The organism is Flavimarina sp. Hel_I_48 (assembly GCF_000733945.1).
GTDB lineage: Bacteria > Bacteroidota > Bacteroidia > Flavobacteriales > Flavobacteriaceae > Leeuwenhoekiella.
The window spans coordinates 3486044-3509825 of the sequence record NZ_JPOL01000002.1; the positions used below are offsets into that span (position 1 = coordinate 3486044).

22 protein-coding genes and 1 pseudogene are annotated in these 23782 nt (G+C 38.3%); 6 read left to right on the forward strand and 17 right to left on the reverse strand.

Annotation, left to right across the window (positions count from 1 at the left end; all coding sequences use genetic code 11):
* Positions 1–162: 162 nt before the first annotated feature.
* From P162_RS15045 to P162_RS15070, 6 genes are all read right to left on the reverse strand, one after another.
* The gene (locus P162_RS15045; RefSeq protein WP_031428522.1) at positions 163–1392 is read right to left on the reverse strand and encodes an efflux RND transporter periplasmic adaptor subunit; all 1230 of its coding nucleotides are present in this window, start codon (positions 1390–1392) and stop codon (positions 163–165) included.
* A gap of 11 nt (positions 1393–1403) precedes the next feature.
* Positions 1404–5867, reverse strand: coding sequence for a CusA/CzcA family heavy metal efflux RND transporter (locus P162_RS15050; protein WP_031428523.1), 4464 nt, complete (start codon positions 5865–5867; stop codon positions 1404–1406).
* Positions 5868–5965: 98 nt separating this feature from the next.
* Complete coding sequence (locus P162_RS18080) at positions 5966–6283, reverse strand: DUF6660 family protein (protein ID WP_081868441.1); 318 nt, start codon at positions 6281–6283, stop codon at positions 5966–5968.
* Between the two features lie 79 nt (positions 6284–6362).
* Positions 6363–6734, reverse strand: coding sequence for a YkvA family protein (locus P162_RS15060; RefSeq protein ID WP_031428524.1), 372 nt, complete (start codon positions 6732–6734; stop codon positions 6363–6365).
* Positions 6735–7121: 387 nt separating this feature from the next.
* The gene (locus tag P162_RS15065) at positions 7122–7988 is read right to left on the reverse strand and encodes an IS3 family transposase (RefSeq protein WP_081868442.1); all 867 of its coding nucleotides are present in this window, start codon (positions 7986–7988) and stop codon (positions 7122–7124) included.
* Entirely contained in the window at positions 7985–8374 is a 390-nt protein-coding gene (locus P162_RS15070) for a DNA-binding protein (protein WP_031428526.1), read from the reverse strand. Before P162_RS15070 ends, P162_RS15065 begins: the two co-directional genes overlap by 4 nt.
* 152 nt (positions 8375–8526) lie before the next feature.
* Here P162_RS15070 and P162_RS17915 point away from each other — a divergent pair, with 152 nt between their 5' ends.
* Together P162_RS17915 and P162_RS15080 are read left to right on the forward strand one after the other, a co-directional pair.
* A complete protein-coding gene (locus P162_RS17915; RefSeq protein ID WP_031428528.1) occupies positions 8527–8793 on the forward strand; it encodes a transposase in 267 nt (88 codons plus the stop codon).
* Between the two features lie 35 nt (positions 8794–8828).
* Positions 8829–9671: an IS3 family transposase gene (locus P162_RS15080; RefSeq protein WP_241077814.1), complete on the forward strand. Its 843-nt coding sequence runs from the start codon at positions 8829–8831 to the stop codon at positions 9669–9671.
* Between the two features lie 11 nt (positions 9672–9682).
* Here the strand turns inward: P162_RS15080 and P162_RS18085 are convergent, their stop codons facing one another.
* The 10 genes and pseudogenes from P162_RS18085 to xerA form a co-directional block, all read right to left on the reverse strand.
* A complete protein-coding gene (locus P162_RS18085) occupies positions 9683–10117 on the reverse strand; it encodes a DUF6882 domain-containing protein (RefSeq protein WP_410471170.1) in 435 nt (144 codons plus the stop codon).
* Positions 10118–10339: 222 nt separating this feature from the next.
* Positions 10340–10663, reverse strand: a complete 324-nt coding sequence (locus P162_RS15090) for a type II toxin-antitoxin system PemK/MazF family toxin (protein ID WP_031428532.1) — start codon at positions 10661–10663, stop codon at positions 10340–10342.
* Positions 10654–10899: an AbrB/MazE/SpoVT family DNA-binding domain-containing protein gene (locus P162_RS15095; RefSeq protein ID WP_026915895.1), complete on the reverse strand. Its 246-nt coding sequence runs from the start codon at positions 10897–10899 to the stop codon at positions 10654–10656. Before P162_RS15095 ends, P162_RS15090 begins: the two co-directional genes overlap by 10 nt.
* 292 nt (positions 10900–11191) lie before the next feature.
* A complete protein-coding gene (locus P162_RS15105; protein ID WP_031428536.1) occupies positions 11192–11653 on the reverse strand; it encodes a hypothetical protein in 462 nt (153 codons plus the stop codon).
* Positions 11654–11677: 24 nt separating this feature from the next.
* Positions 11678–12139: a hypothetical protein gene (locus tag P162_RS15110; protein ID WP_031428537.1), complete on the reverse strand. Its 462-nt coding sequence runs from the start codon at positions 12137–12139 to the stop codon at positions 11678–11680.
* Between the two features lie 186 nt (positions 12140–12325).
* Positions 12326–13054, reverse strand: coding sequence for a hypothetical protein (locus tag P162_RS15115; RefSeq protein WP_031428538.1), 729 nt, complete (start codon positions 13052–13054; stop codon positions 12326–12328).
* Entirely contained in the window at positions 13035–14450 is a 1416-nt protein-coding gene (dgt, locus tag P162_RS15120; RefSeq protein WP_031428540.1) for a dGTP triphosphohydrolase, read from the reverse strand. The genes P162_RS15115 and dgt overlap by 20 nt, the downstream gene beginning before the upstream one ends.
* Positions 14451–14627: 177 nt before the next feature.
* A complete protein-coding gene (locus P162_RS15125; RefSeq protein ID WP_031428542.1) occupies positions 14628–14960 on the reverse strand; it encodes a helix-turn-helix domain-containing protein in 333 nt (110 codons plus the stop codon).
* Between the two features lie 9 nt (positions 14961–14969).
* Positions 14970–15302, reverse strand: a complete 333-nt coding sequence (locus P162_RS15130; protein WP_031428544.1) for a type II toxin-antitoxin system RelE/ParE family toxin — start codon at positions 15300–15302, stop codon at positions 14970–14972.
* A gap of 1588 nt (positions 15303–16890) precedes the next feature.
* A pseudogene (xerA, locus tag P162_RS15135) lies at positions 16891–18021 on the reverse strand (site-specific tyrosine recombinase/integron integrase).
* 63 nt (positions 18022–18084) lie between these two features.
* Between xerA and P162_RS15140 the strand changes: the two are divergent.
* Complete coding sequence (locus tag P162_RS15140) at positions 18085–18462, forward strand: DUF2116 family Zn-ribbon domain-containing protein (RefSeq protein WP_031428546.1); 378 nt, start codon at positions 18085–18087, stop codon at positions 18460–18462.
* A 354-nt stretch (positions 18463–18816) separates the two neighbouring features.
* Complete coding sequence (locus P162_RS15145; RefSeq protein ID WP_031428548.1) at positions 18817–19224, forward strand: BLUF domain-containing protein; 408 nt, start codon at positions 18817–18819, stop codon at positions 19222–19224.
* A gap of 213 nt (positions 19225–19437) precedes the next feature.
* On the opposite strand, the gene P162_RS15150 is transcribed toward P162_RS15145, so the two are convergent.
* Positions 19438–20202 carry a DUF3891 family protein gene (locus P162_RS15150; RefSeq protein ID WP_031428549.1) on the reverse strand — a complete coding sequence of 255 codons (765 nt, stop codon included), beginning with the start codon at positions 20200–20202 and terminating at the stop codon, positions 19438–19440.
* Between the two features lie 428 nt (positions 20203–20630).
* Between P162_RS15150 and P162_RS15155 the strand changes: the two genes are divergently transcribed.
* A complete protein-coding gene (locus P162_RS15155; protein WP_031428551.1) occupies positions 20631–21080 on the forward strand; it encodes a ferritin-like domain-containing protein in 450 nt (149 codons plus the stop codon).
* A 330-nt stretch (positions 21081–21410) separates the two neighbouring features.
* Complete coding sequence (locus tag P162_RS15160) at positions 21411–23543, forward strand: catalase (RefSeq protein WP_031428553.1); 2133 nt, start codon at positions 21411–21413, stop codon at positions 23541–23543.
* The last annotated feature ends 239 nt before the right edge of the window (positions 23544–23782 follow it).

Below are 23782 nucleotides of genomic sequence, written 5' to 3' on the forward strand. Positions count from 1 at the left end.
AAACCGGACCTACCAACACTTTACTAACCATTTGACAAAGAGTCTTTGGTAAGCCCGGCATAATTTATTTTCCCTGTCGGGAAGCCTTATGTTGTTCTCCCTATCGTCTCCGACGAGGAGGTACTACGAGAGGAAGACACAGTTAGAGGGCTTCTAGGAAATCTAATGCCCGTGTTCCGTTTCCCCTTTTTTCATTTCAGAGATCAGGTAATAGGCCTTGTTCCAGACAACCATTTGCCCGTTTTCCAGCGGCTGTAGCAACTTGATCTCCGTCCAGCCGTTATCTTCCTCCCCGGTTACCACTTTTAAGGGGCTCAACGCCCATTCTTCCTCACCGCCTTCCATTACTTTTTTGGCCGTGAAAATATAAGGCTCTCCGTTTTCGGTAATGATGGCCTCTTCTGGAAGCGCGGTTACTTTATTTTCCGAAGTCGCTATTTTCGCAGTTAGGTACATTCCCGGGAACAGGTTTCCTTGCTTGTTCTCAATTTCGGCGTGCACGTGCACCGCTTTGGGATTCATTTCAAAGGTTTTTCCCACGGAATAGATTTCTGCGCTCAAGTCGGAATCCGGTAAAGATTCAATATTGAACTGCACGGTCTGTCCCTCTTTTACCTTGCTCACGTCTTTTTCATATACCATTAAGTCGGCGTGGATATGATCGATATTCACGATCTCGAACATTTCGGTCTGCTGTTGGACAAATTGCCCCACTTTGATGTTCACTTTTTCTACGTAGCCGTTTATGGGGCTTACCACGGGTACTTGGTTATATACATTCCCGTTCCTGATGCGGTCTAAATTAACCCCGAACAGGCGTAATTGGGATTCTAGCCCCTTGACCATACCCTTCATACTATTGTACTCCGATTCGGTTTCCTGAAATTTTCGTCCGGAAGCCACTTCGGCATCGTACAATCGTTTTTGACGGTCATATTCCTTATCCAGAAAGTTCATCCGGTTATAGGCATTGGAATAATCGGTCTGCAATTTGATCAGGTCGGGATGGCTCAAATACCCTAAAATACTCCCTTTGCTTACCTTATCCCCCTCAATGACCTTTATGCTGGTAACATTGGCTCCAATAATGGCGGTAACGGCAGCTTCATTCTGCGGGGGTACTTCCAGTTGTCCGTTCGACTCCACAAGTCCGGTCAGGCTTTTGGTGGGCAGGCTATCTACCTTTAATCCCATCGCTTCAAATTTTTGTTGGGACAGGTGCAGTTTTTTGCCCTCTAGGCCCGCGCTCTCTTCCTGATGCTCGCCGCCATTTTCGGCAGATGCCGTTTCGTTGTGATCTCCTTGTTCATCAGCGGTTTTTTCCTGCTTACAGGCACTTAAACTGAATACGACAAGGGCTGCGTAAAAAATCGATTTTATATTGAAATTCATAGCTTTTATATTTATTGTTTAGCGGAATTGAGGAAAAATTCCAATTCGTATTTTGATTGCAGATAGTTGTTTAGCGCATCCCAAGACCTGCTCTGGATACCGATGGCATCACGCACCGTTTGCAGAAAGGTGGTATAATCGATACCACCCTCTTTATAGGCGAACACCGCCCCGTCCCGTTGCTCTTTGGCCAGCGGAAGGGCTTCCTGTAAATAATATTGCCAGGATTCCAGCCATTTTAAATAGTGCTGCTGCAGGTCCCGGTATTGGGAATTGACCTGAAGTTGTTTTTCATTGTAATTCTGCTCGGCGATCTCGGTCTGTATCCTGGCCGATTGCGCCTGCCCCAGCTCCGGACCGAAAAAGAGCGGAATGGTTATCCCGGCCTGAAAATTGAAAAACCCTTTTTGCCCCGCAATTTTCTGCCGTCCATATTGAGCATTGAACTTTGGAAAAAACGCCTTGGTGCGCACATGATGCTCGGCATCAGCCACATCGATCTGACGCTCATAGTATTGTAGCATCGGGTGGTCCGTTATCGAATCTTTGCGCTGCAGGATGGGATCGTCGATCTCATCAACGCGTTCATCGGTCACCGTATAAAGGGAATCGCTTACCAGCCAGAGGTTCAGTTTTTGCAGGTTGCCCAGATAATCCCGGTACACCTGCCTCTTCTGGAGCGTTACCTGTCGCGCCTGATTGGTGGCCGCCAGATATTCCAGCTTTGAGGAAGCCTCGGTCTCATAACGTAACCGCGCCGCCCTTTCAAAATCTCTGAAGATGGAATCGAGCTCCACATACAACAGGTATTTCCGTTTGGACGTATAGGTATATCCCCAGGCCATACTAACTTCCCGTTCCACTTGCAGCGAAGTAAGGTCGAGCGCCGTTTTGCTCAATGCTACTTTCTGCTTCTGCAATTTATTTTTGGCACCGATGCTAAAAACGTCCATCAGCTGCTGCTGGACGCCGATGGTGGTGTAGATGCCCACATTGCCCGTTGCATCGTCCGGCAATTCTTCGCCGCCGGTAAATACATTGGTCCTCCCAAGGTCCCAGGCGGTTTTCTTCAGGGCTTCCTGATTCTCAATTTCCAATTGGGCTGCATTTAACCTGGGATAGTTCGTTTTGGCCCTTTCCACCGCATTCTGTAAAGAAATCGGTGCAAAGCCCTGTTCCACCTGAAGGGTATCCTGCCGGGGCCCATCTTGCTGCAGGCCATCCTGCGTTTGGGCACTTGCACTTGATGGGATGGCCATTGATCCAAGACCCAATAAAACGGCGATCAGGGCAGGATTTATGGCAACTTTACCCGTTTTCCCATTGTTGTTTTTTCCAGTTTTTTCAACAAAACTGTATAAAATGGGAACTACGATAAGCGTAAGCAAGGTCGCCGTAATCAAGCCGCCGATAACTACCGTGGCCAATGGGCGCTGTACGGAAGCTCCCGCGCCGTGGGAAAGTGCCATCGGGAAAAAGCCCATTATTGCGGCCAGTGCTGTTAGCAAAATAGGGCGGATCCGCTCCTGTGTTCCTATTAAAATACGTTCCTGTATATCCATAACCCCTTCTTCTTTTAATGAATTTAGCCTGCTAATGAGCACCAGTCCATTCAAGACCGCGACCCCGAAGAGCACGATAAAGCCCACGCCCGCCGAAATACTGAACGGCATTCCGCGAATAGCCAAGGCGAAAATACCGCCGATCGCTGCCAAAGGCACGGCCATATAGATCATAATGGATTGGGAAAAAGAGCCCAGGGCGAAATAGAGCAACAGAAAAATAAGCGCCAACGCAATCGGGACTACAATTGTTAACCGCTCTTTGGCCCGTTGCAAGTTTTCAAAAGCGCCACCGTAGGTAATACGGTACCCCGCAGGCAAATCTAATTGCGCATCCAGTTTATCCTGTATCTCATTAACCATCGATTCCACATCACGGCCCCGTACATTAACGCCTACGTAAATTCTACGCGAAGTATTGTCCCGGGAAATCTGCATCGGTCCCGGCTGATAACTGATGTCTGCCACCTCTTTTATGGGAATCTGGTTTCCGTCCGGTAAATCGACCAGCAGGTTTTTCAGGTCATCAATGCTTTGGCGGTGCTCCTGATCCAGGCGCACCACCATATCGAAGCGTTTTTCACCCTCGAAAATGACCCCTGCAGAACTTCCCGCGAAAGCGGTACTCACATACTGGTTCAGCTTCTGGATATTCAATCCATACTGCGCCACTTTCCGCCTGTTAAAACGAACCGTCATCTGGGGCAGCCCGGAGGTGGCCTCCAGATTCACATCGCCGGCACCGGGCACTGTCTTGATAATATTGGCCATTTTTGAGGCTTTTTCGGTAAGAATATCCAAATCTTCGCCATATAATTTGATGGCCACATCTTCCCGAACGCCCGTCAACAGTTCGTTGAACCGCAGTTCAACGGGTTGGCTAAACACAAAGTTGACCCCTGGCACCACCGATAGTTTTTCTTTTATTTTTGCAATTAGCCCTTCCTTAGTTTCAGCCGAGACCCAATTGTCCTTGTTTTTATCAAGGATAATATATGAATCGGCAATATCCATCGGCATCGGGTCGGTAGGTATATCGGCCACCCCGATTCGGGCGACCATTGTTTCCACCTCGGGAAAATTATCCAAAATGATATTTTCAATCCTTTTGGAAGTTTCTATCGATTCGCTCAGCGCACTTCCCGGTCTGAAAAGTGCCTGCATTGCTATATCCCCTTCATCGATGCTGGGGATAAATTCCCCGCCCATCCGGCTAAAGGAATAACCTGCACCTACCAGTAACAGCACCGCTATGACCAGAACGACAATACGATGGTTCAGCGACTTCAAAATCACGGGCCGGTATCCCTTGTTGATGCGGTTCATCAGCCCATTGCTGAAGTTCGATATTTTATCTTCCGCTTTATGAAACCAGTTCTTCTTTTTGGTGGCCGGTTTCATTGTAAGTGAGGCAATCATCGGTACATAGGTAAGGCACAGAATAATGGCCCCGAGAACGGCAAAGCCAAAGGTAAATGCCATTGGACGGAACATTTTACCTTCAATTCCGGTTAGGAACAAAATAGGCGTAAATACGATCAAGATAATGATCTGACCGAAAAAAGCGGAGTTCATCACCGTACTACTCGCATCATAAACCACCTCGTCCATTTCGGCCTGGTTAAATTTATGTTTGCCCGCCTTAATGCGTTTCTCGATTTCGTGTACCGTTCCTTCCACAATGATCACGGCACCATCCACGATGATCCCAAAGTCGATAGCTCCAAGGGACATCAAGTTGGCCCAGACCCCGAAGGCCTTCATCAAGATAAAGGCGAACAGGAGCGAAAGCGGTATCAATGAGGCGGTAACCAATCCACCGCGGAAACTTCCCAAAAGCAGTACCAGAACAAAAATTACGATAAGTGCCCCTTCAATAAGATTTTTTTCAATGGTTGCGGTAGTCCGCCCGATCAGTTCGCTACGATCCAAAAAGGGCTCGATTTTCAATCCTTCCGGCAACGATTTCTGTACCTCCTTAATTCGGTTTTTAACCGTATTTACCACCGAATTGGGATTATCGCCCCGAAGCATTAGTACCATTCCGCCCACGGCCTCTTGACCATCCTGTGTAAATGCTCCGTAGCGTACCTGATTGCCAAAATGTACCTTTTCGGCTACGTCCTTGACCAAGATCGGCAGGCCGTTTTCGTTTTTGATAACAATTTGCCGGATATCAGCCAGCGAACGGGCCAGGCCTTCCCCGCGGATAAAATTGGCCATTTTGTTTTTTTCGATATAGGCTCCGCCCGTGTTTACATTGTTCTGTTGAAGTGCATCGAAAACTTCCGTCATCGTTACATCCATTGCATTGAGTTTTGCAGGATTGATGGCAATTTCATATTGCTTGATCTTTCCACCAAAGGCATTTACTTCGACAACGCCTTCCGTAAGCGCCAGTTGGCGCTTCACGATCCAATCCTGGATAGTCCTTAATTCGGTAGGGGAATATTGATCCTCATAGTCTTCTTCTGGCACCAGGGAATATTGATAGATTTCGCCCAGACCGGTAGTGATCGGCCCCATTCCAGGACTGCCGAACTGTTCGGGAATCTCGGATTTGACCTCGTTGAGTTTTTCGGCAACCAGTTGCCGCGGCAAATACGTGCCCATATTGTCCTTAAAGACAATGGTAACTACGGAAAGCCCGAACCGGGAAACGGAGCGGATCTCCGTAACCCCCGGGAGGTTGGCCATAGCCAGTTCCACGGGATAGGTTACAAATTGCTCAATATCCTCGGTGGCCAGGTTGGGCGATTGTGTAATGACCTGTACCTGATTATTGGTAATATCGGGCTGCGCGCCCAGGTTGATGGTGGACATTGAATAGACGCCCACTCCCACGAGTGCGAGTACCATAAGCCCTACAATAAGCTTGTTCCGAATGGAAAAAGCGATGATTTTGTTAATCATATAAGTTGAAAATTTAATTCAGTTTGAAAATGTGAAGTAACGGTCAAAAGGAATTTTGACCTGTCGAAAAAGGATATAGCTATCCTATGAAAACTGAATTAAACTCTTGGAGGGTCTAAAAGGGAATTGATAGGTTCTTCACCTATACTGTCAAAATGAAGGAATATTTTGGAAGATATTTTCGTAGTAATGGGCTTGAAGTTGGCTAAAGCGAAATCTACCGTATGTACGTGGCAACAATGGCAAGTACAGAAAGGGGTGCAACCGTCTGAGGCGCTATGGTTATGATCCAAATTTGAAGCAGATACGACCTCAGTTTGGGGATTATCGGAAACGACATCTGCATTAACATCAGTACAAGGCAACGCATTGAGCGTTAAAATGTATAGGCCAAATATGAATGTTAATAATTTCACGGTGCAAAGATAACAAAATAGTAGTGCATAGGGTGTGCAAAGGTAAAATGAGTATAGGCCTTAAACATATTTAACTATTTCAAAATTTGAAGTAATTGCGAAAAATCCATAAAACAATCAACACCCAAAAGAAAATAATTATACCCCCAATTAACCAGTTGTTCTTTTTGTTCCATTTATAGTCTTTTGCTTTTGTGCTGCATTCCGCTTTTACTTTTTCAGGGATAAGCCTTACTGCAAAATAAATACCAATTGGTAATAGAATTAGATCATCGAGATAGCCAATTATCGGAATGAAATCAGGAATCAGGTCGATGGGGCTTAGCGCATAAGCAATTATGACAAAAATCAGCACTTTAGCGTACCAAGGGGTCCTTTTGTCTTTGTAGGCCAAATGCAACATAACTAGTTGCTGCTTTAGTTTTTTTGCCCAGGCTTTTAATTTTTTCATAATGCATTGAGGCTGTTTTAAATACTTAAGAAGTGCTACAAAAAGGGGGAGCCAAATAAAATTTGATTCTATTTATTGTTTTTTAGTATAAGATATTCATATATCTTTGCTTCACGATAAAAAATCGTTGCAAAGGTTACCTATTCGGTTACCTCGTTTTATTGAAACAATATAAGTGTCTGGTTATTAAAATATTGTCTAGTGGTAAGTTAGTTCTGCCACCCCGACGAACCACATACAAGTGGAAACTAAAAGCCTGTTAATCTATTGATTTACAGGTTTTTTTTATTTTATACTCTATCAAATGGTATGGTTTGATATCAGGCAGTTTAGTGAATTGTATTATACTGATATAGGTTGACCTTTTTTGATCTAATTTTTGACAGTTTAAATGGTCAATAGTTCTAAACTTTCTTTGTTCCTTTTGTAGGAATGATAGTCTACATTTCTATTTAAATGAACAAAGTTAGGGGTGTTCAATTTGAGACTAAAATGTGGTCTTTTGTTGTTGTAAATCTCAACAGCCTTTTTGACCATCTTCCTGGCTAAGGTAGTATTTTTTATAGTTCGTTTTAAATCATATTCATATTTAAGGGTTCTGTTGACTCTCTCAGCCACGGCGTTCTCGTATGGGTCGTACTTCTCTGTCATGCTCATGAGTATTCCGTGTTCCTCAGTAAAGCTGGTGTATTGGGGATTGCAGTACTGAATTCCACGATCTGAATGATGGATGAGTTTCTGATTTTTGTATTTCCTGTTTTTAATGGCCATTCTAAGCGCATCGATACAAAGTGATGTCTTCATGTGGCTTGCCAGTTTATAACCCATGATTTGCTTAGAATAGGCATCTGTGACCAATGCCAGGTAACTGTGTCCGTTCTGCGTTTTGATATAGGTAATATCGCTTACCCAAAGTTGTTCCGGCCTGGTGGGCACTTTGTCTTTTACGAGGTTTTTGTATTTAAAGAATCGATGTTTTGAATCGGTTGTGATATGGAACCGCTTTAATTTAGGAACGAGCAGGTTGTTCATTCGCATTACACGATAGAATTTATCCCTTCCTATTTTAATACCGAGTCTGACCATATCAGCCTTTAATTCCTGATATAGTTTGATTCCACCGGTACGCAGTCCGTACTGACTTCGATACCCTTTGATGAGTCGAATGATCAGCTGTTGCTGTGTTTGCCTGGTCTGATGAGATTTTAACCGCTTATAGAACGCTTGTTTGGAAACCCCAAAACATTGGATCAACCATTTTCTTTTAAACGGTTTTGTTTCTTTTTTTCGATCTCGTCTGCTAATGTTTTGGGCAATGACTTTTTTGCCATATCGACCCCGGTAATAAGTTCCATATCAGCAATAATGTCCTGTTGGAAGTCTTTTACAAACTCCAGTTCCTCGATTTTTTCTTTGGGTTTCTTGATTTCATCTTTCTTGCTCATCCCTTGTTTCTTTTGTTCTAAAGTACTGTATTTTTTCAACCAGTAGTAAATAGAAGCTCGGGAAACCTGATATTTATCGGATGCATGATTGATAGAAATCTGTGCATTTTGGATCTGATCGATGATAACCAGCTTGAGATCGTAACCTACTTTTTTGTAGGAAGTTTTTCGACAATGTTCATTTTGTTCTTTCATTAGGTATAGTGCTAAAAGGTTTAATTTTTAGTCAACCTATTTCAGGAAAGTACATTTTTGGTAATTTGTAGGCTTCCCTAAAAATGTAGGCTTCCCCGAAAACAGGACAGTTGTTAATTCGAATTTACTAATTTTAAATTCACACTGTCACGATGAAAAACAGCAAGTTTAGCGAGGGCCAAATAATCAAAGCTCTTAAGGAGAATGAACAGGGAAGGTCGGTTGGGGATCTATCCAGAGAGTTGGGTATTGACAAGAGTACCTTTTATTATTGGCGCAAGAAGTATGGGGGTATGGAGCAAGAGCAGCTCAAGCGCCTAAAAGAGCTCGAGCAGGAAAATGCGAGGCTCAAGCAGATGTATGCCGATGTGAGCCTGGACAACAAAATGCTCAAGGACGTACTGTCAAAAAAGTTCTAAGGCCTTCCGACAAAAGAGTTCGGGTCAAGTATCTCATCAAGGAATTTATAGTACCGGTTGTACGGGCCTGTAATGTTGTAGGGCTTGCCAGGTCAATGTGGTACTACCGTAGTAAAAAGGACGATAGCGAAGTCATTGATAAGTTAACTGAGCTGGCAGATGCCTATCCCACCCGAGGTTTTGATGAATACTATCACAAGATCCGTCGTGAAGGTCTGATATGGAACAGAAAGCGTGTATTACGAGTTTATCGAGAGATGAAGCTCGGTCTTAGACGCAAACATAAAAAGCGTTTAATAAAACGCGTAAAGCAGCCTTTGGAAACGCCTGCCGTGCTCAATGAATGTTGGAGTATGGATTTTATGAGTGATGCACTTACAGATGGTAGAAAAGTACGGGTATTTAATGTAATCGACGATTGTAACCGAGAGGCCCTTGCTATTGATGCAGGACTTTCTTATCCCGCCAGGGCCGTAGTGGAGACATTGAACAACCTTAAAGAAGAGCTGGGAACGCCAAGATATATAAGGTGCGATAACGGCCCAGAGTTTATCTCGAAAACATTTACAGAATGGTGTGAGAGCAACATTATTGAAATCAAATACACACAACCCGGTAAACCAATGCAAAATGGATATGTAGAACGTTTTAATCGCTTCTTCAGAGAAGATATCTTAGATGCCTATTACTTTAATGATATCTATCAGCTTCAGAAGATCAGTGATAACTGGAGGGAGGATTATAATTTCAATCATCCACATAAATCCTTAGGGAATAAATCACCCAAAGAATATATGCCCAGGTTTGATGAAGAATTTAAATTCTTCATCAAACCTGAACTAAATAACAACTATTTATCGAATTTTAAGGTGTCCTAAAAAGGGGAAGCCTACAATTCGATTAATTCACTCTCAATTATTTCGACTTCTTCTTTCGTTATTTGTTTAGTCAGAAGAAAGTACTTTTCTAAATGGTCAGAAATGACTCGGTAAGTCCCAATTCCACCAATTATATCAAAAGCAATTGATGTTAATTCCCAACCTGTATATTTATCTCCGTCAAAATGAGAGTTGGTCAGTTTTTCATAATTTTTCTTTTCTCCGAACTCCTTAATTTTTAAAGTTCTAAATTTTCTTGGTTCTACAGAATCTTCGTTTGCCCAAGCCCACATCCAACTATTTGTATTCAGCGAAAACGTTCCAACAGGAATGTACTTGAAATAGATTTCTTTGTCGTTATTATATAATCTTAATGTTTCGCTCGATTGATTATAAAACCAATTTTCATAATTATCAGTATCATAATTCTTTCTGAAATCACTCAGTCAGTTTTTGACAAATTTTATCAGCGTATTTTTCGTATTTCAGAGTTCTAAATATCAATTCAGTTCGGTTTTTTTTGCATTAAGCACAACGGTCACGGATATTCGTCAGTTGTGGTAGTGAAGATACGGATTTGTCCGATTTAGGTTTATAATTACTGGCTTCTATAAATATTGTTTTACCTAAATGCCGCAATTGCGAATATGCGATGTTGGCATTAGTACTTAGTCCACAAATGTTTCTTTAAGCACTTCTTTACATTTCTTGATTTCGGAGTTGGATAATGATTCGAAAATTTTTACAATTCTTTGTTTGTCAATTGTTCTAATTTGGTCAATTGCGATCATTCCTTTTTTTCCATTTGATTTGACCGGAATCCTTGTCGGATATTTTTTCGTATTTGTTGTCATTGGAGCAACAACAATTGTTCTTAAGTATTTATTCATCTCATTTGGCGAAATGATTACACAAGGTCTGGTTTTCTTTATTTCACTTCCAACAGTCGGATCTAGATTAACTAGAACTATATCATATTGATTTAAATCCATTCATCGAAATTTTCATCATCAAACACATCATTCATCAGAAGTTGGTCATCTTCATTTTTGGCCATTTTCTTAAATTTCTCTTCCCAATTTTTTCTTGGCGAATCAATTGGTCGAAGTATAATCTGACCTTTTTCTAAAATGAGTTCTACTTTATCTTTTATATGATATTTTTCGAGAATCGTTTTGCTTAAACGAAGTCCTTTTGAATTTCCAATCTGTATAATTGAAGTTTCCATAACTTTTATTTTTGTAAATACAAAGTTATTACTTTAAATCAAATTTCAAAATTAAATTTTCTCTGTTGAAGTATTAATGCCTACGTGTATGTATATGGCAAGTAGCGGGCAAATAGTCGAGAACCTTTCCGCAAAGCACAAGCCAAATCTTTTGTATTTTGCTTTTAACTTTTTTTTTTCAAATGCCAAATCAAAAGATTTGGCGGACTTCCAAATATACCGAAATTTTCGGTTTAAAACCAAACCCCGCTATTTGCTATATACGGTGTTGCCACACGTATTTTTTCCTTTTTTATTTACTTTCAAGATGTTTTATTCGCATTTCTAGTTTTTCAATTTTTTCTTTGTTTTTAGCATTAATTTTTGAGAAATTTATTGATAATGCTAAAATTGCAATTAATAACGACGCAAGAGGAATGAAAATTTGAACAAAATTCTTAAGCCAATTTAAAATAATATCTTCGTTCTTTTTTAAATACTTTTTGTTAGAATAGGCGCTAATACCTGAATTCTCTTCGATAAAACAACCTTTTCCCGCAGTTTCGGAAAATATGATTTCGTTCCATTTATAAAGTTCGGATAAAATCAGCTCTCTTTTAAATGAATCTTCCTTGATTAAATTGTTAATTTCTTTTAGTGTTAATCCTGCTTCTTTAATTGTTACTTTTGTTTTATTTTCAGAATTGGTAATCGAATCTAAATATTTTTTATAGAGTTTTTCTAGAATCAGATGACGTGTTTTATTATATCTCATTATCTAAAAATATTTAAATATGGTTTAGTTAGAATATGGTAAATATTCTACCACATTACTTTTGTTGTCAATAAGAAAAGTATAATTTATATCAACTTGTGAATTCGAATTACTTTTTACCAGACTATAACACTTATAATAATTTTCCGATTTTTTAGTTTGCTTATAAATTTTTGTTACAGAATCAATTTGTGATTGAATAATATTGAGTTGAAGATTCTTGTTCTTTTCATCTTTACCAGTCAATATCATCTTATAAGTTTCTTTGCTAATTTCAATTTTTCTCTCTAAATATTTATATTTGGGATATTCGTTTATAGAGTCAATCTGAATTTTACTATCATCCAAGATAGTTTGATTTAAAATATCTTCTGAGAGTAAATATTTTCGAATATTAAAAGTTATTTTTTCATTGTCAATTTTTTTATCTGCTTGACAATTAATCAAAGTGCTAACAATTACTGTTAAGAGTAGAATTTTTTTCATATGTGTGGCAACGGTTTTGTATAAGAATAGTAGGGCGGAAAACAGACGTAAACCATTCGATTAAAAACAAGCCGAATTTTTAAATTTTTCTTATTATTTTTCTTGTCAATAAGCCAATTTTAAAAATTTGGTGACCTCGCAAATGAGCCCGAACCAATCGGTTTTGCTAAAATTGCTCTATTGTTTTTATACGTTGTTAGCTGTAGGCAATATGCGTTCAATTCTTTCCTTTAGACATTCATCAGAATATAGAATTTTACCAAAATGTTTTATTTGTATGTTCTCCAAATAATCTTCATTATTCTTGTAATTTGATTTCAGATATGATTTCAATTTATCTCCAATTGAAAGATTAAGTTTGTCCGAATAGTAGAAACTATTTACGATACATAAATCTGGATAAGGATTCTCTTCTAAAACCAATTCGATTTTTTTATCTCTCAAAAAACGAAGAAAGTCTATGCCTACGATAAATCTTTTATCATTTAAAGAATAAATAATTGATGAAAAGTTAAAGAAAGTTGTTTTTGGCAGAGCGTTTAAGTAATCAAATTCAAATTTCAACTGACCTTGATTTAACGCCCAAGTCTTTTTTATAACCCATAAATCAATTTCAACAGTATCAAATTTGATTTTGTAACCGCCAAAACTATTTTTTTTATAAATTAAGCTTGGGAAAATATTTTCTAAAATTAAATCATCTTCAATTATTAAATCTATATCTCTAAAAGGTGTATGTTTTTTAAATAGAAAGTAATCTCTTATAATCCCACTAAATATAAAAACCTTAGTTCTATTTTTTAGGGTGTTAATAAAGTTCTCAATATCAGAATCTATATTTTCATAAAAGTAATTATGAAATAAAAAATTCTCATCTTCAATCAGATTTTGTATGTCATTTAATTTTTTGGCCACTTATTTTTTGATAATGATTTAATGCAAATTGGTCAGTCATTCCTGATATGAAATCCACAATAATTCTTAGTTTAAAATAATCGTTTAAGTTATCAAATTTTGCGTCATCTCCAAAAAGTTTATTTTCTTCGTAAGCAATATTTAAGATACTTTCTGAAATCAAAGGAATAACTCTTTTTCTATACTTTTTATCTTTATGAAAGATAAAATCAATATAATAATCTAAAAGACCTTTTATCACGGAATGACCAGTAATTTCTAATGAATTTATTTCTCTAAATTTAAATATTTTGTCAATACATATTTTTTGTAAAGTTTTGGCTAATTTATTTGCATCGTCAAAAATTAGTTCTTCATTGTATTTTCCTTTTTCTATTTGGTCAAGATTTTTGTTGAAATTTTCGACTGCTAAAAGCACTAATTGTTGAATAATCTTGATTCTAAAGTTGACAACTTTTGTAAGGTCATTTTTGTATATGTTTTCTTTGTCTTTATAAATTTTTATCAAATCTTCTTTTAGAGAAGGTATGTGTTTTAGAGCTTTGTATAAATATTTTAAATCGAACAAATCTTTTGAGTAACCATCTTCAATATCCATTGTTAAATAACAAATGGAATCTGCTGCCTCCATCAAATAACACAACGGATGTCTAACAACTTCATCTCCAATTCTTAGTCCGCATTCTTCTACAATTCTATTGAAAAATTCGATTTCTGAATCAAATACACCAATCTTATGCTTTGCAATTATATCCTCATCTACAGAACCGTGGTTTGGATATTTGATGTAAGCACCTAACGTGGCGTAAGTAAGATTTAAACCATAAATGTCATTTAGCATTTGAAGTTTTGTTAAAACTCTCAAGCCTTGAGCATTTCCATCAAAATATAAAAAATCTTGCTTTTGGCTTTCTGACAGTTCCAGCATTATCTTACCAGATTCTTTATCTTTTTCAGTGAATTTGCTTTTAGACGATTTGACAATATTTTTATCAAAAAAATCAGAAAAATAATTTTGCACCACAGACTCTCCAAAATGTCCGAAAGGTGGATTTCCAATATCGTGAACTAAACAGCTATTTTTTAAAATAACTGGAATTTCTCTAAATATATCATATTCAGATTTTTTGAGTCTTTTCTGAAAATCTTTGTTTTCGCATAATTTGACTCCTAATGAATATCCAATAGACATAACCTCCATTGAATGAGTTAATCTTGAATGGATATTGTCATCTGTTGTTAGAGGAAAAACCTGAGTTTTGTCGTGCATACGCCTTATTGCAGGACTAAATATTATTCTTCCAAAATCGCTTTCAAAGTCATTTCTTGCATCTTCTGGATTTCTTCCTTTAGATTGACGTAATCTGTTGTTATTTAAAAGTTTTTCCCAATTCATATTTTTATTTGGTTATGTTTTTTTTTTTGCTTACAGCTAACGGTCTCGCATAACCGAAGTGGTGGAGTTAAATTACCAATTTTTTAAGTTTTGACCCGATTTTTGCTAATAAACAGCGGTTTTTGAAATTGTCTCTTAACCACCATTTCTGTTATGCATTGTTACCTGTAGTGCTTTTTATGCTACTTGAAATTCGGATTCATTCATTTCTACACTAAACTTCACATTAGCTTTTAATGCTCGGAATACTTTTAAAATTGTTTCGATGGTCACATTCTTTGTGTTTCGCTCCAATTTTGAAATCTGGGATTTTTGAACGCCGATTAGTTGTCCGAGTTGTTCTTGGGTCAGTTTTCGCTCTTTCCTAACCGATTTTATCATTTCTCCAAGTAATTCCATTCTTAAGTCAAATTCGTATTTGTCTCTATCTGCAGTTCCAATTTCTCCGATGTCCTGGTCCTTCATTTGGTCAAGTGTCATCATTCTCATTTTTTTATTTTTTGTTTCCATAATCTTGATTTATTGCTCAAAATATTCACTTCTTATTTTCTTTGCTTTCTCGATTTCTGACTTTGGAACTTTATCAACTTTTTTTACTATTCCGTGAGTCGATATTACCAACGTTTCGGATTTGTCTCTTTTGTCCCAAAATGCCAAAAGCCTGTACTGAAGTCCGCTATATTTTGTTCTGAATTCCCAAATATCATCAGTTAGTTTTTTGAAAAGTTTAGGATCGAGTCCAAGTTTAGCTTTATCAATATTATAATAGATTTTCTTTCGTGTTTTTAAATCTAAACTCTCCAAAAAGCCAATTGCTTGTTCGAGAAATATGACCTCAAAATTTTTATTCATTCAGTTTCTTTATCGTTTTACTAAAACAAAGATAATGAAAAATGTTGAGTTATATGGAAACTTTTTTGGTTGCCCGCATTATAGGTAACGGGTTAGGCTATGTGTCCGTAGCGTGGTTTTGTAAACTAAGATAGCAAAAAGAAACCGGCGAGAGAAAATCCGCAGGATTTTCCAAAAGTGCAGGGAAGAAGCTATGGCTTATAGCCAGTGTTAAATACTGGAGCACTTGCCCAACTCCGGAATTTTTGCATTTGGTATGTGCAATTCTTAAATTTCGATTTTGGGTCAATTCCAGTGGTTTTTTTGAGTAATTAGATCGCTTTTATACAGATAGGTTTACAAAATTTTTCCATAAACTTCCGTTGAGTTTCCAGTGTGATTTATGAGCTTGTTATTTTTTAGCGCTATCCGATTTGCAGTGTTGATTTTCCACAATTTTTGGCCGTTTTTCAGGTCCGTAAGTCAGGTTTGTTCGCAATTTTCCATTCAGTTTCCAGTCCGATTGCGTCAGATTTTGAGATATTTTCGAGCGATTTTTGTGGTAAAATGCCCGATTTTAGAAGTTGCCAGCGCACTTAAATTTTATGAAGCTCTTGTATTTAACGTTCCGGCTAAAAGTTCGTTGCGGAAAATGTCCGCAGGACTTTTCCGCCATGCAGTGAAATTAGCAAAAGATCTGGAATTTTCGGTAGAAAATTCCGCCCGCAATGACTTTTAGGTTTTGTTATGCGCCGTTTTTATCAGCCAAAACCCGGCAAAAACACCCGAAAAACCGATGTTTTTACCCTTAAAATCTCCAAATAAACCGACTGCGAAAAAAGTTCGTCGAAACCTTAAAAATCTGCCTAAAATATTGAATTTCCGAACAAAACCAGGCAAAAATCCAGCAGCTCAAAAGTTCGTCAAAGCATGCCAAAACTGACCAAATACAGCAAAAAAGCGTTGATTTATAGCAAGTTTTGCTTGGTTTAAAGTAGCTTTTTTACTGACTTTTTGAAAATAAAATTGGAGGAAAATAAGGAATTTGCAGTTGCTAAAGTAAACCTGAGAAATGGCGCTTAACGACAGCTATATGAATAGTGGCCCCTAACGGATTGGCTGCTCTGGGGCCATTATTTATATAGCCTGTTGTATGACGTTTTTATTTCAGTTTTTAGGTTCTTTCCCTAAAACTTAAATAAATATAAGTGAACCGTTTTTAAATCCCTAGCGTTTAATGAGCCACTTTTTTGGGGGCCTCCACCGGGAGATTGATTTTATGTCTGGATAAGATCAGTGGACCGGTGAGCAAAACAACCGCCGAAATGCCCTTTTCGTCAATTAAGTCCGTGAAAACTTGACCATGTCGGAAATTTTCCCGTCCTTCAAGTAGTTTTTACGTGTCAACGTTTGGAAAGTCTGCTTTCCACGCTGCCAGCGCAACTACTTGATGCAGAACTCTCCCAGGGTCGAGCACTGATATCCGAAAAGGACAGGTCGGCTCCATTGTTTCCCGTACAACTTGCAAGAAAAGTGTCCAACGGGATTTCAAAATGGCATACAACATGTGGATAAACGTACCGGTACGTTTATTTCCATTGTGATCAGACTACGAATCTAAGGGATTTGGAATTGATTTAAAAGTATTTGTGGCCACATGGGTATAAATTTCCGTGGTTTTGGTGGAACCATGACCCAGTAGGGACCTGTATCTTTCTGATGTCAACCCCTGATTCCAGCAAATGGGTGGCGAAGCTGTGACGCAGTATATGCGGACTAACGTTTTTGCGAAGTTGCGCCTTCCGTGCAGCGTTTTTTACGATCTTTAGAACACTTGCGCCGCTGTACCGCTTTTTATCCTGCCCTTCAAAAAGATATTTTTTAGGTTTCCATTTTTTGTAATATTCGCGTAAGTGAGAAAGGCATTTCTGCGATAAAATGGTGTTACGGTCTTTATTCCCTTTACCGGCTTTGATATATATGAGCATGCGCTGGCTGTCTATATCTTCCATTTTCAGGTTGATAAGTTCAGAGCGCCGCAGACCGCTGCTGTACAGTAGTTCCACAATACACTGGTGTTTGATGTTATTGGTGTTTTCAATGATCGCCATTACTTCCCCTTTGGAAATGACCTTGGGAAGGGTACGCTCCCTTCTGGGGCGCTCCAGGTCATAGAACCTATTGGGCATCCCGCACACCGCTTCATAATAGAACTTTATGGCATTTATGGCCTGGTTGAGGTACGAATTGGATTTTGCCCCTTGTACTAACCCTGCAGGAACAGCCGGATATCCCGTTCATCAAGGCTATCTATATCCCGTCCGGGATAATAGTTGATGAACTTTTCGAAGAAGCTCACATAGGTTTTTATGGTACTTGCAGAATATCGTTTAAGCTCCAACTTTAGGAGATACTTTTCCGGGCAGCGGCGGTAGCCTTTTGGCAGATCACGGTTACGGAACCAGGAACTATCCATTGCGACAGTTCCCTTTGTAGCAGGGCGGTTGTGGCAGAATCGGTTATAGTTGATCCATGCCACTCCCTTAAAAGTAGCAAAGATCTGGGAGCGGTTGGCCTTCGTGTTGGGCAGGTAGACCATTTTATGACGGTCGCTCCATTTGGGGTTGTTCAGGTTTTTGATCAGCCCATGAATGACCTTATCTGGCTGAAACCTGATACCTATCATCTTTTGATCCCTGATCGATAAATGATAAAGGCTGATGTTCCTGAAGTAATCCATATTTAATATTACCGGATAAATGGATATTAAATGGTATATTAAGCGTATAATATACTTTTAATTATGAGAGCAGGTAAATTTTGCCCGGTATGTGAAGCGCCTGTAAAGGGGAGGAGCGATAAGAGGTTTTGTTCGACCAAGTGTAAATCGATGCACCAGTACGAAACCCGCCAGAAAAAGGAAGCCTTTTATATCAAGGTAGACCGGCAACTAAAGATCAACCGGAAAGTGCTAAAAGGCTTTAATAAAAAGGGACTTTCAACCTTGCGGAAGAGTGATTTGTACAAAGAAGGCTTTGATCCCAATTTCTTCACCCATTACTGGAAGAACAAAAAAGGGAATGTCTACCTTTTTGTCTATGAATATGGATTTCTCGACTTAAGTAAAGATGGAAAAGACAAATATTTGCTCGTCACCTGGCAGGAGTATATGAATAAATAAATACTTAGTAAATAACACACAATTAAACCTTATGAAATCTTCTGGGTAATTCAAAAGAAATCTTCAATGAGGCTATTTCTCAATATATTATATAAAAACTGTTCTTAACTGATAAGGATAATTTCCATAATGAAAATGAATCAGATCCCGCATAATAGTATAGAGAATGTACAAAAACTTCTTGAATGAAAATACGCTAAATGCAGCAGTCAAAATCCTCATTTATAGGATTATATGCATAAAAAATACGATCAATTGGAAATATTGTGAATTTATTAATAATTTTAGTAGGAAGTAGATTTATTTTTGGAACCATCAAGATATTGAATTTCTTAATTTTTTTACTGGTTTTTAATGAAGCTTCCTCATACAATCTGTTACATCAGCAAGTCAATCAAAAGTCTTACCCATGAAGATATCCAGGATATTTTAGAACATGCGGAGGCAACCAATACAGAATGTAAAGTTAGTGGGGTTTTGTTACATTCCATGGGTAATTTTTTCCAGGTTCTAGAGGGTGGTAAAGAGCATATTACTGCATTGTACAATAAGATACTCAAAGACCCGCGTCATACTGATGTATTTGAAGTGTACAATCATCCATCTGCAAAGCCCGTTTTTCTTGATTATCAATCTAATTTTCATGTTGTAAAAGATAATGAACGCCTGGAATGGATCCGCAAATATCTAGTACAGAATCGTTCCTCAGAAACTTCTGCAAAGCTTACCCGCCTGCTGCGTCCCTTTATCTTTTTTGAATAAGAAAGAGTAGTGGTAGGATCACTGCTTTATCATTGTTTTTCAAAGAACACTCTTGAATGATAGTTTGGTTAAGTTTATACTAGCAGGCGCAATTGAATTATGACCGCACTGTAGTTTTCAAAATAGTACTTTACTGAATAGAAGCTGAATCTATAAAACCTAGATTTTTACAACTGAAATCTGTAAATCCCAAACCATTCTTTAGGACAAAAATTAGTTCTCCTTTTTCCTTCCTACAGGATTTTTCATTGTAAAATTGATCTCTCTTATTTTAACAGGAGCATTTTGTATAGAGTTTTGCAATTCTTTATTATTGATAAAACCAGATTGTTCTAAAATCCTGTACTCGTAGGAAATCTTGAAACTATCCTTCTCAAAAGGCCAGGGATCAATATGTAGCTTTTCACCTATTTCCTTAATGAAGTAGGTCTTGTTATCAATGGTTTTATTAATTTCGATTTGGCGACCTCCTTGTGGTATCAAATGCTGACAGATGATAAGGGAGCACCTGTCACAAAAACGCATTAATTTATACGTGTTTTCCAAGTCGCTCGTGCTCCATCCATACAATTTCAATTGGGCTTTCCTTTCTGTTTTCAGCATTTTGAAAAATGCTTTAAAATCTTTGGTCAGGGTTTCACCAGTATCAAATAAAAATTCAAGATGCCTCCCTACAAGTAAGGCCACAAGTTGTGATTTTTGACAGGAATTGGCGTATACGCGCAACGCATGTTCATGGGCATCTTTCTCAGAACGTTTGTCCAGCGTAAAATCTAATGGCGTTCCTACATCTGTAAGGTAATTTTTTTCACTGAAATCCTGTAAGTGATCATCGTGTTCAATAATTGCTGTCAAAATATCTCCCCAATAATCTGAACGTAAATTTTGGCTGAGCTGCATGGCGATTTTACCAGCTAAGAGGCCATGTGTATAGTGGGAGACAATTTCCCAACCAGTCAATAAATGAGTTGCAATCATATCTTTTTCTTTCAGTTATATTTTAATCCTCGAAGATGCAACCCTAAACAATGGAGCATTTTTTTAAGTTTAATTGCGTACCTCGTTCAACAGAAATTCGGCAAAATACTGACTACACAAATTTCATTAATATTAAGTAGGATAGGTACAGTTTATTATATCCTTAACGGATTTTAAAATTGGAAAGATGACGTAAAAGGCGATATAACGTAAATTCCTGATGTCTCGTCTCGTTTTTTTCTAAACGAACTCGCGAGAGTTTTCCAACTTAAATGTTGAGATTTAATAATCTTGAATTCTTGGACTACAAATTATCGATACAGGTCATTTACTGAATAATAACATATTATTATACTTAAATTATAGTTTTATTACAACTATACGAAGAATCAATACTTAATTTTAAATTCAACTTAAAACTAAAAGTAATGAAAGATTATACCGAAAAGATAGGAGATCACCTTAATGATATTTTGGAGAAAAATATAGACGCTCAGAAAGGTTTTAACGAAGCTGTTGAAAATACTGATAGTATTACCCTAAAAGAATATTTTAGGACACGTGCTACAGAGCGTTCTGAATTTGTTACCGAAATAAAAGCTGAATTAGCACATTACGGTGAGAAATATAAAGATTCTGGAAGTGCTTCCGCAAGTATTCACCGCGGTTGGATGGATTTTAAATCTTTGTTTTCAAGCGATGACGATGAGTCTATGTTAGAAGAGTGCATTCGTGGGGAGAAAAAAGCATTGAAAGAATATGATGAAGCTTTAGAACCCGGCGAAGTGCCTACAACAACTTCAAAACTACTGATGAAGCAGCGCGAAAAAATTCAGCAGGGCTTAACTAAATTGCAAAGTATGGAAGATCTTCATTAATAGAAGAAAAATTTAAATATAAAAAAAGCTCCCTAATCTAGGGAGCTTTTTTTATATGGTGAACATTTTGAACATTCTAAACGATTAGATCGCTTTTCGCTAGTACTGACATTTGTTTTTAAAATTTTATTATCCTCAAATATTGGCTAAAAAACGACTGTTTTTGGCATTTTTTAGGTATTTATCAGTATAAAATAAGATTATTTCAATTGCTTGTATAACGCTAAGATTTTTTAAATTTAGTTTTAAAAAGCACTAATAATAACTTAAACCGCACAATAAAATTGCCATAATACTATAAATTTAAAGAATAAATATAACTAAAATAGGATGGAAAAAAAAGATCATAAAATGAACGATAAGCAGAAACAGTTAGAAAAATATACTGTTGATGCGAAAGGTAAAGCACTGACTACCCGTCAAGGTTTAAAAGTGAACGATACAAACAATTCTTTAAAAGCCGGACCCCGGGGTGCTACCCTGCTTGAGGATTTCCTGCTTCGTGAGAAGATCCATAATTTTGATCATGAGCGCATCCCAGAACGTATTGTGCATGCGCGCGGTAGCGGTGCTCACGGCTATTTTGAGCTTTATGAAAATATGGAAGAGTATTCTAAAGCAGGAATATTCACTGATACTTCAAGAAAAACACCCGTTTTTGTTCGTTTTTCTACCGTAGCGGGATCTAAAGGTTCTACTGATCTAGCCCGTGATGTACGTGGATTTGCGGTAAAGTTTTATACGGAAGAAGGAACCTGGGATCTTGTGGGTAACAATATGCCCATTTTCTTTATTCAGGATGCGATGAAATTTCCTGACCTTATTCACTCCGTAAAACCAGAGCCGAATAATGAAATTCCGCAGGCAGCATCAGCGCACGATACGTTCTATGATTTTGTTTCGCTTACCACAGAAACACTGCACAATCATATGTGGGTGATGAGTGACCGGGGGATTCCCAGGAGTTTGCGAATGATGGAAGGTTTTGGGATCCATACTTTCCGTCTTGTAAACAAAGAAGGGAAATCGCATTTTGTGAAATTCCACTGGAAGCCGAAGCTTGGCGTCCATTCCGTAACATGGGATGAAGCCGTTAAAATAAGTGGTGCCGATTCTGACTTTCACAGGAGGGATTTATGGAATGCCATTGATTCTGGTCAGTTTCCAGAGTGGGAGCTAGGCCTGCAGATCATTCCTGAGGAAGATGAACATAAGTTTGATTTTGATATTCTTGATGCAACGAAACTTATACCAGAAGAAATGGTACCCGTGAAAATCGTTGGGAAAATGGTATTGAATAGAAACCCGGAGAACTTTTTTGCCGAAACAGAACAAGTGGCATTTCTACCTGGAAGTATCGTTCCGGGAATTGATTTTTCAAATGATCCATTGCTTCAGGGCAGGCTTTTCTCTTACCGAGATACCCAATTGTCACGTCTGGGTACGCCTAATTTCCACCAGATTCCCATTAACCGTCCAGTAGTTGATACGCATAACAATCAACGGGATGGTCATATGCAAACGGAGATCCCAAAAGGTCAAACTGCGTATTTCCCCAATACTTTGGGAGGTGGTTGTCCATTTTTATCTTCGGTAGAAGATGGAGGTTTTGAATCCTATCATGAGCGTATTGATGCTAAAAAGATAAGGGCGCGTAGCGATAGCTTTAGCGATCACTTCTCTCAACCTGCACTTTTTTACAGAAGTCTTGCTAAATGGGAGAAAGATCACGTGACCGAAGCTTATTCTTTTGAACTTGGAAAATGTACACACAAGCATATACAGGAGCGCATGCTGTGGTTAATTGCTCAGATTGACGAAGAGCTTTCTGAAAAAGTGGCTAAAAATATAGGTATAAAAGTTCCTAATGATATTGAGAGACCCATCAACCAGGCCATAGGCGCAGATGCAGTTGTTGAAGATCACCAGCCGGGCGAGAAGAAAATCTATCTTGAATCTTCACCCAAATTAAGCCAGGATACAACGGTATTTGATACTATTGCAACCCGTCAAATTGCATTTTTAGTAGGTGATGGATTTAAAATGAGTGATGTTGACAAGATGAAAACCGCGCTTGAAAAGGAAAATGCGGTTGTAAATCTCGTAGCTCCCCACGGCGGAACGGTAAAATGTGACCAGGATATGGATCACAAAGTGACCGCTTCCATTATGACGACGGAAAGTGTTCTTTACGATGCGATTTATATTCCAGGAGGTAAACAATCTGTTGATGCGTTGCTTTCCAAAGGTAAATTTTTGAAATTCGTAAATGAAACCTTTAAACACTGTAAAGCCATCGCGGTGGATAATGAAGGTAAAATGCTTCTTAAAAAGAGCGCGGTAAACGACTTTAAAGATGATAAAGCTGTTTTTGCTGATGCTGAGCCAAAGGCGTTTATTGCTGCAATTGCCAAACATAGAAACTGGGACAGAAGTTCTAAAGTTGAAGATATAGCGGTATAACCTGAATTCACTTATAGACTTAATTAAAAAGCCCGCCTGTAATTTTCAGGCGGGCTTCTTTTCAAAGAATAAATTCAAAATATTTTCTAACAATTAACCTCCAATGATTAGGAAGAGTCCAGTTACCCAAATCTTTGAAAAATAGCAATAAATAACCTTAAAAGGTATTAAATTACTACATAAACTAAATAGGTAAGAAAATTATGAAATCAAAAACACACAGCTTGTTACGGTACGTT

Bases quoted from the DNA above. Each gene is read 5' to 3' on its own strand.
- P162_RS17915 (WP_031428528.1), top strand. From the start codon at position 8,527: ATGAAAAACAGCAAGTTTAGCGAGGGCCAAATAATCAAAGCTCTTAAG.
- P162_RS15045 (WP_031428522.1), bottom strand. From the start codon at position 1,392: ATGAATTTCAATATAAAATCGATTTTTTACGCAGCCCTTGTCGTATTC.
- P162_RS15160 (WP_031428553.1), top strand. From the start codon at position 21,411: ATGGAAAAAAAAGATCATAAAATGAACGATAAGCAGAAACAGTTAGAA.
- dgt (WP_031428540.1), bottom strand. From the start codon at position 14,450: ATGAATTGGGAAAAACTTTTAAATAACAACAGATTACGTCAATCTAAA.
- P162_RS15150 (WP_031428549.1), bottom strand. From the start codon at position 20,202: ATGATTGCAACTCATTTATTGACTGGTTGGGAAATTGTCTCCCACTAT.
- P162_RS15155 (WP_031428551.1), top strand. From the start codon at position 20,631: ATGAAAGATTATACCGAAAAGATAGGAGATCACCTTAATGATATTTTG.
- P162_RS15140 (WP_031428546.1), top strand. From the start codon at position 18,085: ATGAGAGCAGGTAAATTTTGCCCGGTATGTGAAGCGCCTGTAAAGGGG.
- P162_RS15110 (WP_031428537.1), bottom strand. From the start codon at position 12,139: ATGAAAAAAATTCTACTCTTAACAGTAATTGTTAGCACTTTGATTAAT.
- P162_RS15125 (WP_031428542.1), bottom strand. From the start codon at position 14,960: ATGGAAACAAAAAATAAAAAAATGAGAATGATGACACTTGACCAAATG.
- P162_RS15105 (WP_031428536.1), bottom strand. From the start codon at position 11,653: ATGAGATATAATAAAACACGTCATCTGATTCTAGAAAAACTCTATAAA.
- P162_RS15050 (WP_031428523.1), bottom strand. From the start codon at position 5,867: ATGATTAACAAAATCATCGCTTTTTCCATTCGGAACAAGCTTATTGTA.
- P162_RS15130 (WP_031428544.1), bottom strand. From the start codon at position 15,302: ATGAATAAAAATTTTGAGGTCATATTTCTCGAACAAGCAATTGGCTTT.
- P162_RS15095 (WP_026915895.1), bottom strand. From the start codon at position 10,899: ATGGAAACTTCAATTATACAGATTGGAAATTCAAAAGGACTTCGTTTA.
- P162_RS15145 (WP_031428548.1), top strand. From the start codon at position 18,817: ATGAAGCTTCCTCATACAATCTGTTACATCAGCAAGTCAATCAAAAGT.
- P162_RS15060 (WP_031428524.1), bottom strand. From the start codon at position 6,734: ATGAAAAAATTAAAAGCCTGGGCAAAAAAACTAAAGCAGCAACTAGTT.
- P162_RS15070 (WP_031428526.1), bottom strand. From the start codon at position 8,374: ATGAAAGAACAAAATGAACATTGTCGAAAAACTTCCTACAAAAAAGTA.
- P162_RS15090 (WP_031428532.1), bottom strand. From the start codon at position 10,663: ATGGATTTAAATCAATATGATATAGTTCTAGTTAATCTAGATCCGACT.